Origin of the sequence: Duganella sp. CF458, assembly GCF_900113115.1 — a bacterium.
In the GTDB taxonomy this organism is placed as follows: Bacteria; Pseudomonadota; Gammaproteobacteria; order Burkholderiales; family Burkholderiaceae_D; genus Rugamonas.
Genome location: NZ_FOOF01000007.1, coordinates 238,744 through 253,885, shown reverse-complemented (window position 1 = coordinate 253,885; position 15,142 = coordinate 238,744). Strand labels below are relative to the sequence as shown.

Sequence of the window (15,142 nt, the reverse complement as noted above, 5' to 3'; positions counted from 1 at the left end):
CGGATTTATTCCGCTTGAGACGGCGCTTCGGCGCCGTTTTGCGTTTCTGTTTTCGTTGTTGCACGCGGCTTGCGCTTCTTCGGGGCCAGCATGACGCCGGTGCAGGATGGCGCGCCGCAATAGCAGGCAAATTCTTTTCTCACCTTGGCGGTGTGCCGGGCTTCGTAGATCAGGCCGTAGTTGTAGTTCAGCTCTTCGCCTTCTTCGATGTCGCGCAGGGCGCAGATATAGACGCGGTCTTCGTCGTCTTCCTCGGCTTCGCAATTGGGCTCGCAGGAGTGGTTGATGTAGCGCGCCTCGTTGCCGCCGGAGCCGCCGTCGATCAGCATGCCGTTGTTCAGGCTGAAGAAGAAGGTGTGCCCGATCGGGCCGCCTTTCTCCTCGGTGCGGCGGCAGCATTCTTCCCAGTCGACGATTTCGCCGGTGTATTCGATGATGCGGCTGCCGGCTGGAATCAGCCGGCGCGCGAAAACACCGCGACCGTGCACTGGCGACTCATGCACCACGTAGAGTGGTTCGGCCTCTTCAATCACTTCGACAAGTAGCGCTTCTGTATTCATCCCGCCATCATAACCCGCCACGAAATCACTCGTGATTTCTTTCGGAAAGCGGGAACAATTCCAGCCCGGATTCGTCTCATCGTCTTTGCATTTTGAGGCGCTGACATGAATCGCATTGAACTCCACGATCTGACCCGGATGCGCATCAATGAAGGTAAAAGCCTGCTGGACGCGGAACTCTATGCAGGCAGTTACTATTTGTCGGGATACGCGGTCGAATGTGGGCTGAAGGCCGCCATCGCGAAACAGCAGGGGCGCAACGAATTTCCCGACAAGCGATTGGCAAACGAATGCAATACCCACAACTTGCGGACGCTCGTAAGATTGGCAGGATTGCAGCTCGAGCTCGAGGAGGAAATTCGTTCCAGTGCAGCGTTCGCTGAAAATTGGTCCGTAGTTCGCAAATGGAGTGAGATCGCGCGCTACGAAGTCAACGTGCCTGCGCAAACGGCGCGATGCATGTACGTCGCATGCGCTGGCCACCTGAAAGGAGTACTACCATGGATACAGAAGCACTGGTAGAGGGACAAATGGCGCAAGAAATGATCGCTGGTGGACGCAAGTTCCTTCAGCAACTGGACCAGGAAGGGCTAAAGCCGGTTTCCATGTATTGGGAATATGATGAAGAGTGCCGTGAATGGCTGCTCCAAGTCATCATCCAACAAATGGATATGGAGGACAACTTCAAGGTTCTTCGCAGGGTGTTCAAGGTGCTGGATGCCTTGCCCGACGTGAAGGAGCTGTTGAGGCCTGACTACTTTGACGTGAGGGGGACAATGGATCCCGGCTATAAGTTGTCACGGCAGCGAATGCCTTATGGCCGAGGCGCGAGCGATCGCGAGTGGGCAAACCGGGACTTCTACTGTTATCGCCTGAGCTGACGCGGCCTCAGCAGCAAACCCTTTCTTTCAGTACAATGGACGACCCGGCAACGGATTTGGGCCTTCCATCGTGACTCCGCAACAAAAAGAAAACCTGCAAGCTATTTACGCCATGGTGGCCGCGGTCGCCATGTTCTCCCTCATGGACGCTTCCATGAAAGTGCTGGCCGCGCGCTATCCGGCGGTACAGGTGACTGCGTTGCGATGCATGCTTTCGATGCCCCTGGTGTGCGCCTTCATGGCCTACCGCGGCAAATTCACCGGCATCTTCAATGTGCGCTGGCCGCTGCACTTGCTGCGCGGCGCGGTCGGCATTGCCATGCTGTCGCTGTTTGCGTTCGCGTTGAAGACGCTGCCACTGGCCGACACCTACGCCATTTTCTTCATCGCACCGGCCCTGGTGACCGCCCTCGCCGTATTCATCCTGGGCGAAAAAGTCAGCCTGGGCCAATGGCTGGCAATCCTGGTCGGCTTGGGCGGCGTGCTGGTAGTGCTGCGCCCGGACGGCACCAATTTCGTCTCGGTCGCGGGACTGGCCGTGCTGGCATCGGCTGTCTGCTACGGCATTTCCGCGATTGCCGGCCGCGTGCTGGCCAAGACCGACGCGCCGGAACATGTGATGTTCTGGGTACTGACCCTGATGGGCATTGGCGTCGCTCCGCTGGCGATCAATGCCTGGGTGCCGATCGACTGGTCGCTGTGGCCGGCCATGGCAGCCCTGGCGGTCACCGGTTTCTTCGGCCAGCTCGCGCTGACGCGCGCTTTCAGCATGGGCAAAGCCTCCATCGTGGCGCCCTTCGAGTACACGGCACTGGCCTGGGGCGTTGGTATCGACTGGCTGATGTGGCACACGCTGCCGGATGCCTACACTTTGCTGGGCGCAGCCATCATCATTGGCTCCGGCATCTACCTGGTGCGGCGCGAGACCGAACACGCCGAGGCAGAGCACCCGTAAGCGGGGAAGGGCGCAGGGCGCTATAATTCTTGCATGCTGAAACAACGAACCATCAAAGAAATCGTCCGCACCACAGGTGTCGGCCTGCACTCCGGCACCAAGGTCGAGTTGACCTTGCGCCCTGCTGAGCCTGATACCGGCATCGTATTCCGCCGTGTGGACCTGAGCCCGCAGGTTGTCTTCCCGACAAGGGCGGACATCGTGGGCGATACCCGCATGGCAACTGTGCTGATGAAGGACGGCGGCCGCGTTTCGACCGTCGAGCACCTGATGTCGGCCTGCGCAGGCCTGGGCATCGACAACCTGTACGTCGACGTAACGGCGGAAGAAATCCCGATCATGGATGGTTCGGCATCGTCGTTCGTCTACCTGCTGCAGCAGGGCGGCGTGCAAGAGCAGGAAGCGCCGAAAAAGTTTATCAAAGTGAAAAAGCCGATCGAGATCCGTGAAGGCAAGGGCGCCGCAGAAAAGTGGGCGCGCCTGGTCCCGCACGATGGCTTCAAGCTGGACTTCTTCATCGAATTCAACCACCCTGCGGTAGACGGCACGGCGCAGCGCGCCACCGTGGACTTCGGCGACGTTTCGTATATCCAGGCGATTGCCCGCGCCCGGACCTTCGGCTTCATGCAGGACGTGGAAATGCTGCGCGGGATTGGCCTGGCGCGCGGCGGCTCGCTGGAAAACGCCATCGTCATGGACGAATACCGCATCCTGAACCAGGATGGCCTGCGCTACGACGACGAATTTGTGCGCCACAAAATCCTCGACGCGATCGGCGACCTGTACATGGTCGGCCACCCGATCATCGCCAGCTACGAAGCCCACAAATCCGGCCACGCCCTGAACAACCAGTTACTGCGCGCCATGCTGGCCGACCCCGATTCCTACGAACTGGTCACCTTCGACTCCCTCGACACCGCCCCGCCTTCCTACGCCAAGCAGATGTCGCGCGAGTGGGCTTACCTATAAGAAAAGATTGTCCCCCCGGGGTCAGGAACCAAGTGGACAATTGTTGCCTAGCTGCGGCGCCGGGCCACCAGGCGCCGCATCGCTTCGATCAGCGGCTCATTGGCGGCGGTCGGTTCCAGTTTCTGGCTTAGCTCGTCGAAGGAATCGACGGCTGTTTCGGGCAATTTCAAGCCTTCCCCGCTCGGACCGACATGCGCAATCCCTTTCGGCATTTGCACCCGGAAGCGGATGTTGCTTATCTGCCACCCTTTTTCATTCAAGTTTTCCTGCAGTTTTGGCACTTGCTGCTTGAGCTTGGCCGCTACCGCCGTATTGGGCACCGCCAGCGTCAGTTCCCCTCCGTCGAAAGCAAAGATTTCGCAACTTTTGAAGGCGGAAGGCAGTACTTCCGCACAATCGCGTTGTAATTTCGCCATGCGCTGCACTGCCGGCAGCAAAGCCGCCAGCCGAGCGTTGCCCCGCAAGAAATCCGTTGCTTCCTGCGGCGCGTACTTGCGATCTGTGAACGAGAAACCCATGCCGCCATTTTACAGTGGCGGCCTCAACCGGTGAATTTTTCATCGCTAGCCTATTGTTATATAGGCCAAGATCCCAACCTTGCCACGAACGCATGATAAAATCACGCACTTTTGCCATTGGCGGACCCGAGGAAGAATTTAAGAAATGTCCTTACTGACCCAGATTTTCGGCAGCCGCAACCAGCGTCTGCTTAAGCAATACCAAAAAACGGTAAAGGCGATTAACGCCCTGGAGCCGGAGTTTGAAAAGCTGTCGGATGCCGAGCTGCAAGCGAAAACGCCTGCCCTCAAGGAACGCGTTGCCAATGGCGAATCGCTGGACGACCTGCTGCCTGAAGCTTTCGCCGTTTGCCGCGAAGCGTCCAAGCGCGTGTTCAAGATGCGCCACTTTGACGTCCAGCTGGTCGGCGGCATGGTATTGCACTACGGCAAAATTGCTGAAATGGGCACCGGGGAAGGCAAGACCCTGACCGCGACCCTGCCGGCCTACCTGAACGCATTGTCCGGCAAAGGCGTGCACATCGTGACCGTCAACGATTACCTGGCACAGCGCGACGCCGAGACCATGGGCAAGCTGTACCGTTGGCTGGGCCTGTCCTGCGGCGTGAACCTGTCGCAGATGCCACACGACGACAAGCAAGCCGCATACGCGTCCGACATCACCTACGGCACCAATAACGAATTCGGTTTCGACTACCTGCGCGACAATATGGTGTTCGAAGCCAGCGAGCGCGTGCAGCGCGCCCTGAATTTCGGCATCGTCGATGAAGTAGACTCGATCCTGATCGACGAAGCGCGTACCCCGCTGATCATTTCCGGCCAGGCCGAAAATCACACTGACCTGTACCACAAGATCAACCTGGTGCCGCCGCAACTGACCCTGCAAATCGGCGAGGAAACCGTGGATGGCAAGGGCAAGATCGAAGTCCCGGGCGACTATACCAAGGATGAAAAAGCGCATCAGGTGCTGCTGACCGAAGCCGGTCACGAAAAAGCCGAGCGCATCCTGACTTCGATGGGCCTGCTGCCGGAAGGCGCGTCCCTGTACGACTCCGCCAACATCACCCTGGTGCACCACCTGTACGCCGCCCTGCGCGCGCACGTGCTGTACTTCAAGGACCAGCACTACGTCGTGCAGAACAACGAAGTGGTGATCGTCGACGAATTCACCGGCCGCCTGATGACTGGCCGCCGCTGGTCCGACGGCCTGCACCAGGCAGTCGAAGCCAAGGAAGGCGTCAAGATCCAGAACGAGAACCAGACCCTGGCCTCGATCACCTTCCAGAACTACTTCCGCATGTACGGCAAGCTGGCCGGCATGACCGGTACCGCCGACACCGAAGCCTACGAATTCCAGGAAATCTACGGCCTGGAAACGGTGGTGATCCCGCCGAACCGTCCTTCGCAGCGCAAGGACCGCCAGGACCAGGTGTATAAGTCCAACGCCGAAAAGTACAACGCGATGATGCTCGACATCCGCGACTGCTACGAGCGCGGCCAGCCGGTGCTGGTGGGTACCACCTCGATCGAGAACTCCGAACTGCTGTCCGGCATCCTGGACAAGGCCAAGCTGCCGCACAACGTGCTGAATGCAAAACAGCACGCCCGCGAAGCGGAAATCATCGCCCAGGCAGGCATCCCGAAAGCGATCACCATCGCCACCAATATGGCCGGCCGTGGTACCGACATCGTTTTGGGCGGCAACATCGAAAAGCAGATCCAGATCATCGAAGCCAACCCTGAGTTCAGCGACGAAGAGAAAGCCGCCAAGGCGCAGCACCTGCGCGGCGGCTGGCAGTCGCTGCACAACCAGGTGGTGGCTGCCGGCGGCCTGCACATCGTGGGTACCGAGCGTCACGAATCCCGTCGCGTCGACAACCAGCTGCGTGGCCGTTCCGGCCGCCAGGGCGACCCGGGTTCCTCGCGCTTCTACCTGTCGCTGGACGACCCGCTCCTGCGCATCTTCGCCGGCGACCGCGTACGCGCGATCATGGATCGCCTGAAGATGCCGGAAGGCGAACCGATCGAAGCAGGTATCGTGTCCCGTTCCATCGAATCCGCACAGCGCAAGGTTGAAGCCCGCAACTTCGACATCCGTAAGCAGCTGCTGGAATACGACGACGTCGCCAACGACCAGCGCAAGGTGATCTACTCGCAGCGTAACGAGCTGCTGGAAGCGACCGACATTTCCGAAACCATCATGAACCTGCGCCATGGCGTGTTCACCGACGTGGTGCGCACCTACGTGCCGGAAGAATCGGTGGAAGAGCAGTGGGACATCCCGGCCCTGCAGAAGACCCTGTCCGCGGAATGGATGATCGATGTGCCGCTGGTCGAGATGATGGAGAAGGAAAGCAGCATCACCGACGAAGATATCGTCGAACGCGTGGTCGCTGCAGCCGATGCCGTGTACCAGGCCAAGGTCGATATCGTATCGAAGGAAGCGTTCGGCGGCTTCGAGCGCAACGTCATGCTGCAGTCGGTGGACACCCACTGGCGCGAGCACCTGGCAGCGCTGGACCACCTGCGCCAGGGCATCCACCTGCGCGGCTATGCGCAGAAGAATCCTAAGCAGGAATACAAGCGCGAAGCGTTCGAACTGTTCGGCACCATGCTGGACATGATCAAGAACGACGTGATCCGCATGGTGATGATGGTTCGCATCCAGTCGCGCGAAGAAGTCGAAGCTGCAGAAGCCGAGATGAACAAGTCGCACGTCGAGAACGTTCACTACCAGCACGCCGATTTCAATCCGAACGCAGCGCCGGAAGAACTGCTGGCGCCAACCGCCATGCCGGCGGGCGACCTGGACGCGGCGATCAACCAAGGTTTCAAGGTTGGCCGCAACGACCCATGCCCGTGCGGCAGTGGCAAGAAGTTCAAGGCCTGCCACGGTAAGCTGGCTTAAGCCTTAAAGCCCCCATAAAACGGCCCGGCCGCGCAAGCGCCCGGGCCGTTTTTTTTCAGCTGACAAGGTTGAGGTGAGTCAATGGCAAGTTGACCTGTTATTCGCGTTGCGGCGAGATGCCCGGGATTATCATCCGCACTGTCGTTCCATCGCCGGGCGCTGAATCGATGGTGATGCGGCCGCCCATTACGCCGGTAACGATGTTGTAGACGATGTTCATGCCCAGGCCAGTGCCGCCATTCCCCATCTTGGTGGTAAAGAAGGGATCGAATACTTTGCGTTGGACTTCGTCCGACATGCCGCCGCCGTCGTCGCGGAATACGACCTCGACCTGCTCACCTTCCACGGCCCGTGCGGTCAGCCACAGGTGGCCGCTGGTGCGGCCTTCGAAGGCGTGCATCAGGGAGTTGTTGATCAGGTTGTTGAAGACCTGGTATACGCTGCCAGGATAGGAATCCAGCTCCAGCTCATACGGCACGTCAACGTCCATCTGGATCGCGCCGCGGCGCAGGCGCGGCATGTAAGTCGCGGCGGTATCGAGAGCCACCGCCTGCAGGCGGAAGCGGCGGCGCTGGTCGTTGGTCTGGTCGACCGCGATCTGCTTGAAAGAGGCAATCAAGGCCGCCGCCTTTTCCAGCGAGCTGGAAATCAGGCCGCAGGCGAGCTGCACTTCGTCCAGATGATGATTCAGCGTGGAGCGTCGTACCGAGCCATCGGCGACCGACTGTTTGAACTCCTTGACTCGGTCGTCCAGCGCGGTCGACGCAAGCAGGCTGTTGCCGATCGGCGTATTCAGTTCGTGCGCGATGCCGGCCACCAGCGAGCCAAGCGATGCCATTTTTTCGGACGCGATCAGGTCATGTTGCGTGCGCTGCAAAGTCTCCAGCGCATGCGACAGGTCGCGGTTGACTTGTTCCAGCGCGGCCGAACGTTCGCGCACCCGCGTTTCCAGCGCATCGTTCAATTCGCGCAATTGCTGCTTGGCCTGCATCTCCTGCGTCAGGTCGAGCAGGGCCCAGATGATGGCGTGCTTGCCGTCCAGTAGCAGCGAGGAGGACCAGATCGCCACCTGTCCCGGCCCGCCGTCCGGCAGCACCACGTCGGCCATCTCGCCGCGCACCACGCCGTGCAGGCGGAATTCGTTCCAGATCCGCTGTCGCTCGTTTGGCGAAGCCCAGAACGTCACCTCGTCCGAACGCCTGCCAATCAGCTCGTGCAGCGGTGTGCCGAAGGTGCGCACCAGTGCCTGGTTGGCGCCGATGATGCGGCCATCCTGGTCGGATACCGATAGTGGCAACGGCGTCATGTCGAACAGGGTGCGGAAGCGTTCTTCCGATTCGCGCAGGCGGCGCTGCGATTCTTCGAGCTGGGCGATGCGTTCGCGCAGTGCTGCACTCATCAGGTTGAGCGAGTGGGTCACTACTTCCAATTCGTCGCCGCCGCTTTCAGGCAACTGGCTGAACTGGCCTTCCGCCAGTTTTTCGGCGTGGCGCGCCAGGGCGCCAAGGCGCTTGCCGACGCCGCGCGTCATGGCGTAGAACAGCAGCAGGGCCAGCGCGAAGCCGAGCAGGGCGATCAGGCCACCCTGGCGCAGCACGTCGTCCCGCGCTGTCACCAGGTCGACGGTGGACAGGCCGAAGTGCAGCATGCCCACCTGGTTGTCTTTCAGCAGCAGTGGCGCCTGCGCGTGCAGCAGCTCGCCAACGACGGAGGTGCGCACGCCGCCGCCCAACTGGGCCTGGCGCAGCGCTTCCGGCATGAATTGGGGCCGTTCGCCGGCTTCCAGCACTGTGTCGCCGGAAGAGTCCAGGATCACGATATAGCGCAGGAAGCTGTCGCGCGGGTCGGACAGCATTTCGGACCAGTAGCTGCGCAATTCTCCAAGCCGGCCGCTGCTGGCGTAGGGCGTGAGGGTCAGGTTCAGGTTGACGGCATATTCGAGGGCGACGCGGTCGGCGTTGCGGCTGACGGCATTGGTCATCAGGCGCAGGCTGTTGCCGATCAGCAGGGCCACCACGATGGCTTGGACGAAAGCGCTCAGCAGCAGGAATTTCGCGCGCAGCGAAAGCTTCAATTTGTGCTCCCCAGCTACATTTGTCCACTTCTTTCCTGACCCCGAGGTGGACATTTATTGTTTAAATATCACAGCATTGTATCGCTTCATTAGTGAAAGTTGCCGAAATCGAAAAAAAACGCCGCCCGGCTGTTGCGGGGCGGCGTTGGCGCGTAGCGGGCGCAGTAAGGGTGGTTCGGCTTACGGCAGGGTCAGGATGACCTTGACGCTGTCGTCGACAGCCGATTTGTCGATGTAGCCAATGGCTTTCGGATCGTCCGCCACGGCCTTCTTGACGTCGGCGTTGGACTTGAATTCCTTGGGCGGAGTGGCCTTGCCGGTAAACACCAGCTTGGACCAGATGGCTTTCACCTGGGCTGGGTCTTTTTCGGCCACCTTCTGGTAGAAGTCGGTGCGGATCTTCGAGCCTTCCGACTGGTCCACCGGAGTGAACATGGCCGATTTGCCGAGGAAGAACTGGGACGCCTGTTCCGAGAACATGCGCGAAGCCGGATTGTCCTTGTTGACGATCACGACGATCTCGGCCGATGCCGGCAGGGCTGCGGCAGCCAGGGCCGAAGCGAGGAGGGCGGTCAGGATTTTGTTCATGGCCATATCTCCTTAGAAGACGAAGTCGATGCCGGCGGCATAGACGTTCACGCTGTTGTTGTAGGTCATCACGCCGCTAGGCAGGATCAGGGAGCCGCCTTTTTTCTGTGGCTTGACGTGGTCGATCTGCACCTTCAGGGCCAGCGATTTGGCGAAGTCCCAGCGCATCCCGATCAGGTCGGACTTCTGCTCAGGCGATGCCAGCAGGCCGCGCACGGCGCCGAAGGTCGCTGCCAGCGGGTGGGCGGCAGGCACGGTCGGCACGGTCACGGAAGTGCCGGCGTCCTTGTAATAGGCGTGGGCGTAGTAAGGCAGCACTTTGCCGAAGCGGTAGCCGGCCATGATGTAGCCCGAATTGGTCTCGGGGATGTAGACCGGTTCGTGGGCGCGGCGCTGGGCGTATTCGGCTTGCAGGACAATGTTCTTCCAGTCCATTGTCAGGCCGATCTCGGTGAAGCTCATCTTCTTGCCGCCCTTCAGGGTCAGGTCGTCGGCGAGCTGGATCGCGGCAGGCACTTTGGTCGCGTTCAGGCCGTCGGTCAGGGCGTTGATCGGGGCCAGGTTGTTGACTTCGATCTTGGCGCGGGCGTGCGCGACGCGGGCGGTGAACGGGCCGTATTCGGCCGTTACGGCGGCGCCGAATACCGGCGACTGGTGCTTGGCGACGGAACCGCCGCCGGTCGGGATGTACAGCTTGCCGCGGCTCACGCCGCCGAAGCCTTGCACGGTGACGTTGGTGTCGCCGAAGGCGTGCTGCCAGTTGACGTCAGCACCATCCATGTTTTCGATGGGAGCCTGGCCGTACATTTCGATCGGCGGACGCATCATGGTGTTGGCGTAGCCAACGTTCTGGTAGTCGGAGATCAGGAAGGCTGGCAGCACGACGCGGCCCAGGCGCACATTGGTCTCGTCGTTCAGTTTGTATTTCAGGAAGCCCCAGGTGAAATCAGTGGTGAACTGCTGGCTGGTGTTCTTGCGGGTCAGTACCTGAACGGTGCCCGACAGGCTGTCGCTGAAAGTGTAGGTGGCTTGCAGGCCCAGGTTGCTATCGAGGCCGATGCGCGGCGAGTCGCCGGTACCTGCAGCCTGGTTATAGCGTGCGAATTGTGCGTCATCGGAGTTGGTCTTGGCCACACCCAGGGTGCCAAAGCCACTGATACTCAGGTTGCCGTCGCCCAGGGTGCCGGCCTGAGCCATCATGCTGGTAGCAGCCAGCATGGCGGCGGCGAGAAGCTGTTTCTTCATGAAAGTGATCCGATCGAGTGTTATTTGCGTGTTATTTTATTGATAGTGCAGCGCACCAAAGTCATGTCATTTTATTTATGACAGTTTCTCATGATAAACTAAAATTGGTTGGAATTGAATCGAAACCTGCACAAATAGAGAGCAGCTTCTACAAAGTGTGGGGATTTTGGATGCATTGATTGGCGTTATTGCACTGCGCAGCGGGAGGCGCGTGCGTTTAAAATAACAGCTTCGTTCCCCATCAAGATTGAGAAGAAAACCATGGCCGTCAATTCCCCTATCCCTGTCGCCGCTGACCTCAAGCCGGTTGCCGGTATCGAGCTTGGTTACGCCGAAGCCGGTATCAAGAAGCCGGGCCGCAAGGACGTGCTGGTCCTGAAGCTGGCCGATGGCGCCACCGTGTCCGGCGTGTTCACGCTGAACCGCTTCTGCGCCGCGCCGGTGCAGATTTCCAAGGAAAACCTGGCGGCAGTGAAAGCGGGCGGCAAGCCTATCCGCGCGCTGATGATCAACACCGGCAATGCCAACGCCGGTACCGGCGAATCCGGCCTGGCCAACGCCCGCGCCACCTGCGCCGCACTGGCCAAGGAACTCGGTTGCGACGCGCAGCAGATCCTGCCGTTCTCCACCGGCGTGATCCTGGAGCCGCTGCCGGTTGAAAAAATCGTGGCCGGCCTGCCGAAAGCCATCCAGAACCTGAAGCTGGATAACTGGTTCAACGCCGCCGAAGCGATCATGACCACCGATACCCAGCCGAAGGCGGGTTCGCGCACTGTCGATGTCGCCGGCCACAAGGTCAGCATGACCGGCATTTCCAAAGGCGCCGGCATGATCAAGCCGAATATGGCAACCATGCTGGGTTACCTGGCCTTTGACGCCAAAGTGGCGCAGCCGGTGCTGGACGTGCTGGTCAAGGACGCGGCCGACAAGTCCTTCAACTGCATCACCATCGACGGCGACACCTCGACCAACGATTCCTTCATGCTGGTGGCCACGGGCGCCGGCACCCTGGTGGTCGATTCCGTCGATTCGCCAGAATACAAGGCACTGGCCGCCGCCGTCACCGAGCTGTCGGTATTCCTGGCGCAAGCCATCGTGCGCGACGGCGAAGGCGCCACCAAGTTCATGACCATCACCGTGGAAGATGGCAAGGACACCGACGAATGCCGCAAGATCGCCTACTCGATCGGCCACTCGCCACTGGTGAAAACCGCCTTCTTCGCCTCCGACCCTAACCTGGGCCGCATCCTGGCCGCCATCGGTTATGCCGGCGTGGACGACCTGGACGTCAGCAAGATCAACCTCTACCTGGACGACGTGTGGGTGGCCAAGGACGGCGGCCGCAATCCCGACTACAAGGAAGAACAGGGCCAGCGCGTGATGAAGCAAAGCGAAATCACCGTGCGCGTGAAGCTGGCGCGTGGCACTGCCGCTTCCACCGTCTACACCTGCGACCTGTCGCACGACTACGTGTCGATCAACGCCGACTACCGTTCCTGAGCGGATGTCGAACCAACTCGACCAATTCCTCAAGCGCGCCGAGGCGATGCTGGCGCGCTTGGAAGCCATCCTGCCGCCTGCGGTCGCAACGCCGGACTGGCAGGCTTCCACCGCCTTCCGTTGGCGCAAGCGTGGCCACACCGGCATTCTGCAGCCGGTGCCGCGTCCAGCCCAAATCGCTTTCGACGACTTGCAGCACATCGGCCGCCAGAAGGCGCAGATCGAGCAGAACACCCGCCAGTTCGTGGAAGGCAGGCCAGCCAACAACGTCCTGCTGACCGGTGCGCGCGGCACCGGCAAGTCTTCATTGATCAAGGCTTGCCTGGCGGCGTTCGCCCCGCAAGGCTTGCGCCTGATCGAAGTCGACAAGGCCGACCTGCGCGACCTGCCCGATATCATGGACCTGGTGGCGGGGCGACCGGAACGCTTCGTGGTGTTCTGCGACGACCTGTCGTTCGAGGAAGGGGAGAGCGGCTACAAGGCGCTGAAAGTGGCGCTGGATGGTTCGGTGTCGGCGGTGATCGACAATGTGCTGATCTACGCCACATCCAACCGCCGCCACCTGATGCCCGAGCGCATGTCGGACAACGCCACCTACAAGCATGACGAGGATGGCGACCTGCATCCCGGCGAGACGGTGGAAGAAAAGATTTCGCTATCCGAGCGCTTCGGCCTGTGGCTGTCGTTCTATCCCTTCAAGCAGGACGACTACCTGGGCATCGTGGCGCACTGGCTGGCCGCCTTCGGCTGCAGCGTGCCGCAGATCGCCGACGCCCGCGCCGAAGCCCTGCAATGGGCGCTGCAGCGCGGCTCGCGTTCCGGCCGCGTGGCCTGGCAATTCGCGCGCGATTACGCGGGGAGGCTGAAATGACTGCGCGCCCGATCGATGTCGCAGTGGGCATCCTGATGCAGCCGAACGGCGACGTCCTGCTGGGCCAGCGGCCGGAAGGCAAGCCTTACGCCGGCTACTGGGAATTCCCGGGTGGGAAAGTCGACCCTGGCGAAACCATCCTCGAAGCACTCAAGCGCGAGTTCGTCGAGGAACTCGGCATCCGGATCCAGAGTGCGGAAGAATGGTGCGGCGTGGAGCACGTCTACCCGCATGCCCACGTGCGGCTGCACTTCTTCATCAGCCGAGAATGGACTGGCGAGCCGCAAAGCCTGGAAGGCCAGGCCTTTGCCTGGCAGGGGACTGTGGGAGTAGAGCCGCTGCTGCCCGCCACGATTCCATTGCTGGAGTGGCTCGACAAAGTACGGTATTAAAAGTCGGGGTCAGCTCTGGCAATCGGACATTTGCCGTAGGCAAATGTCCGATTGCCAGAGCTGACCCCGACTTTCTTATTGCTTGTCGTCGTCGAGCGGGTCGGTGGGGGGGGAGCCGGGGATGGTGTATTTTTCCTCGGCCCAGGCGCCCAGGTCGATCATCTTGCAGCGTTCGCTGCAGAAAGGACGGTATTTATTGGCTTCCGTCCACTCTACCTTGGCTTGGCAGGTGGGGCATTCAACGACAGTAGGCATGGTGCTTAGAAATTACAGAGGGTGAGCTCGAATGGTACATCTTCTTCCAGCGGCTTGGGTTTCAGGTCGCCGCCTTGGGAAGTGAAGCGCACCCATAGCATGTATTTGTTGGCCGAAATTTCGGGAATCGCGCCCAGCGAGGCGTCGACCGACAGGCGCAGCATCTGGTAGACCTTGCCTTGCAGCATTTGCTGGTAACTACCGGCATTGGCGATCATCTTCACCGGTGCGCCGGAATCGCGCAGCAGGCGCAGCACCAGGGCCAGGGCGTCGAACAGTGGTGCCAGCGGATTGAACCAGGTGACGATATCGTTGAAACGCTTCTCGGCCGGCTGCTTCTGCCAGGCGTAATAGGACGGCAGGTCGAATTCGCAGGCGCCGCCCGGGATGATGGTGCGGCCACGGATACTCATCAGCCACTCGTTGTCGCGCACGTTCTGGCCGGTCTTGCCTTGCGAGGCAACCAGGGCGCTGGAAACGCTGTCGAGTTCGGAGAGAATGGCGTCCAGCATTTCTGCCTGGACGTTCGGATTGGAGCGGTAGCCCAGCAGGCTCTGGCGCTGGCGCTCGAGTTCCTGCAACAGGTCGGATTTGAGGTCGGCGCGCCCGGCCACTTCGAGCATGTCGAAAATGGTGGCCAGTGCGACGTGATGCTGCATCGGGTGTTCCTGATGCACGAAGAACTTGAATTTCTCGTATAGATCCTCCAGGCGCAACAGGGTGCGGATGCGCTCATTGAAAGGATATTCGTAAACGATCAAAGCATCCCTCGTGTGGAAGACCTATTAATAATCTCGTGATTCTGAACTATGCGAAGCAAAATTACAAATATTGCTGATAAAAACCATGCAAACGGTCCACTTGAGGGGTTAATGCTTCGATCCGACCGCCGTTGTCGATGACATCGTCGGCTGCCGCCAGCCGCACGGCGCGCGGCACCTGGGTCGCCATGATGGCGCGCACCTGGTCTTCCGCCAGGCCGTTGCGCGCCATGACGCGCGCCACCTGGATTTCTTCCGGGCAGTCGATCACCAGCACGCGGTTGACGCGCTGCTTCCAGGCGCCGGATTCGACCAGCAGGGGAATGGCCAGCATCACATAGCCGCCGCTGGCATCGGCGGCGGCGGCCAGGGTGGCGTCGCGGATCATGGGGTGGAGGATGGCTTCCAGCCGGCGCTTGGCAGGCGGCTCGCGGAACACCAGTTCGCGCATCTTGGCGCGGTCCATGGCGCCATGGCTGTCGGCCATGTGGGGGCCGAATTCGGCCAGGATGTCGGGCATGGCGGCGCCCTTGGGCCCGGTCAGGGAGTGGGCAATCTGGTCGGTGTCGACGATGCTGGCGCCGCGGTCGGCAAACATATTGGCGATCAGGCTTTTTCCACTGCCGATGCCGCCTGTCAGGCCGACCACGAAACGCGCCGGCATG

The 15,142-nt window shown here is 60.7% G+C and carries 16 protein-coding genes; 8 read left to right on the top strand and 8 right to left on the bottom strand.

Features of this window, described 5'->3' with window-relative positions; all coding sequences use genetic code 11:
* Positions 1-5: 5 nt before the first annotated feature.
* Positions 6-560, bottom strand: coding sequence for an SET domain-containing protein (locus BM269_RS13060; RefSeq protein ID WP_090437444.1), 555 nt, complete (start codon positions 558-560; stop codon positions 6-8).
* A 105-nt stretch (positions 561-665) separates the two neighbouring features.
* Between BM269_RS13060 and BM269_RS13055 the strand changes: the two genes are divergently transcribed.
* From BM269_RS13055 to lpxC, 4 genes are all read left to right on the top strand, one after another.
* Complete coding sequence (locus BM269_RS13055; protein WP_090437443.1) at positions 666-1,082, top strand: HEPN domain-containing protein; 417 nt, start codon at positions 666-668, stop codon at positions 1,080-1,082.
* A complete protein-coding gene (locus tag BM269_RS13050; protein ID WP_139232727.1) occupies positions 1,061-1,441 on the top strand; it encodes a hypothetical protein in 381 nt (126 codons plus the stop codon). Before BM269_RS13055 ends, BM269_RS13050 begins: the two co-directional genes overlap by 22 nt.
* Positions 1,442-1,553: 112 nt before the next feature.
* Positions 1,554-2,396, top strand: a complete 843-nt coding sequence (locus BM269_RS13045; RefSeq protein WP_090437518.1) for a DMT family transporter — start codon at positions 1,554-1,556, stop codon at positions 2,394-2,396.
* Between the two features lie 33 nt (positions 2,397-2,429).
* Positions 2,430-3,365, top strand: a complete 936-nt coding sequence (gene lpxC, locus BM269_RS13040; protein WP_090437441.1) for a UDP-3-O-acyl-N-acetylglucosamine deacetylase — start codon at positions 2,430-2,432, stop codon at positions 3,363-3,365.
* Positions 3,366-3,412: 47 nt separating this feature from the next.
* Here the strand turns inward: lpxC and BM269_RS13035 are convergent, their stop codons facing one another.
* A complete protein-coding gene (locus BM269_RS13035; RefSeq protein ID WP_090437440.1) occupies positions 3,413-3,883 on the bottom strand; it encodes a DciA family protein in 471 nt (156 codons plus the stop codon).
* A 145-nt stretch (positions 3,884-4,028) separates the two neighbouring features.
* On the opposite strand from BM269_RS13035, the gene secA reads away from it, so the two are divergent.
* The gene (gene secA / locus BM269_RS13030; protein ID WP_090437439.1) at positions 4,029-6,791 is read left to right on the top strand and encodes a preprotein translocase subunit SecA; all 2,763 of its coding nucleotides are present in this window, start codon (positions 4,029-4,031) and stop codon (positions 6,789-6,791) included.
* 97 nt (positions 6,792-6,888) lie between these two features.
* Here the strand turns inward: secA and BM269_RS13025 are convergent, their stop codons facing one another.
* The 3 genes from BM269_RS13025 to BM269_RS13015 all read right to left on the bottom strand — a co-directional run bounded on the left by BM269_RS13025 (position 6,889) and on the right by BM269_RS13015 (position 10,698).
* Positions 6,889-8,865 carry an ATP-binding protein gene (locus BM269_RS13025; RefSeq protein ID WP_090437438.1) on the bottom strand — a complete coding sequence of 659 codons (1,977 nt, stop codon included), beginning with the start codon at positions 8,863-8,865 and terminating at the stop codon, positions 6,889-6,891.
* 180 nt (positions 8,866-9,045) lie between these two features.
* On the bottom strand, positions 9,046-9,453 hold the full coding sequence (locus BM269_RS13020; protein ID WP_090437517.1) for a type 2 periplasmic-binding domain-containing protein: 408 nt from the start codon (positions 9,451-9,453) through the stop codon (positions 9,046-9,048).
* A gap of 12 nt (positions 9,454-9,465) precedes the next feature.
* The gene (locus BM269_RS13015) at positions 9,466-10,698 is read right to left on the bottom strand and encodes a porin (protein ID WP_090437437.1); all 1,233 of its coding nucleotides are present in this window, start codon (positions 10,696-10,698) and stop codon (positions 9,466-9,468) included.
* A gap of 261 nt (positions 10,699-10,959) precedes the next feature.
* Between BM269_RS13015 and argJ the strand changes: the two genes are divergently transcribed.
* Genes argJ through mutT form a run of 3 tightly spaced genes read left to right on the top strand, consistent with a single transcriptional unit; the run spans position 10,960 to position 13,461 of the window.
* Entirely contained in the window at positions 10,960-12,198 is a 1,239-nt protein-coding gene (argJ, locus tag BM269_RS13010; protein ID WP_090437436.1) for a bifunctional glutamate N-acetyltransferase/amino-acid acetyltransferase ArgJ, read from the top strand.
* Positions 12,199-12,202: 4 nt separating this feature from the next.
* Positions 12,203-13,069: an ATP-binding protein gene (locus BM269_RS13005; RefSeq protein WP_090437435.1), complete on the top strand. Its 867-nt coding sequence runs from the start codon at positions 12,203-12,205 to the stop codon at positions 13,067-13,069.
* Positions 13,066-13,461, top strand: coding sequence for an 8-oxo-dGTP diphosphatase MutT (gene mutT / locus BM269_RS13000; protein ID WP_090437434.1), 396 nt, complete (start codon positions 13,066-13,068; stop codon positions 13,459-13,461). The genes BM269_RS13005 and mutT overlap by 4 nt, the downstream gene beginning before the upstream one ends.
* 75 nt (positions 13,462-13,536) lie before the next feature.
* On the opposite strand, the gene yacG is transcribed toward mutT, so the two are convergent.
* The 3 genes from yacG to coaE all read right to left on the bottom strand — a co-directional run bounded on the left by yacG (position 13,537) and on the right by coaE (position 15,141).
* Positions 13,537-13,716 (bottom strand): DNA gyrase inhibitor YacG, encoded by a 180-nt coding sequence (yacG, locus tag BM269_RS12995; RefSeq protein WP_090437433.1) that lies wholly within the window; start codon positions 13,714-13,716, stop codon positions 13,537-13,539.
* Positions 13,717-13,721: 5 nt separating this feature from the next.
* Complete coding sequence (gene zapD, locus BM269_RS12990; RefSeq protein WP_090437432.1) at positions 13,722-14,477, bottom strand: cell division protein ZapD; 756 nt, start codon at positions 14,475-14,477, stop codon at positions 13,722-13,724.
* A 61-nt stretch (positions 14,478-14,538) separates the two neighbouring features.
* Entirely contained in the window at positions 14,539-15,141 is a 603-nt protein-coding gene (gene coaE / locus BM269_RS12985) for a dephospho-CoA kinase (protein WP_090437431.1), read from the bottom strand.
* Between the last annotated feature and the right edge of the window lies 1 nt (position 15,142).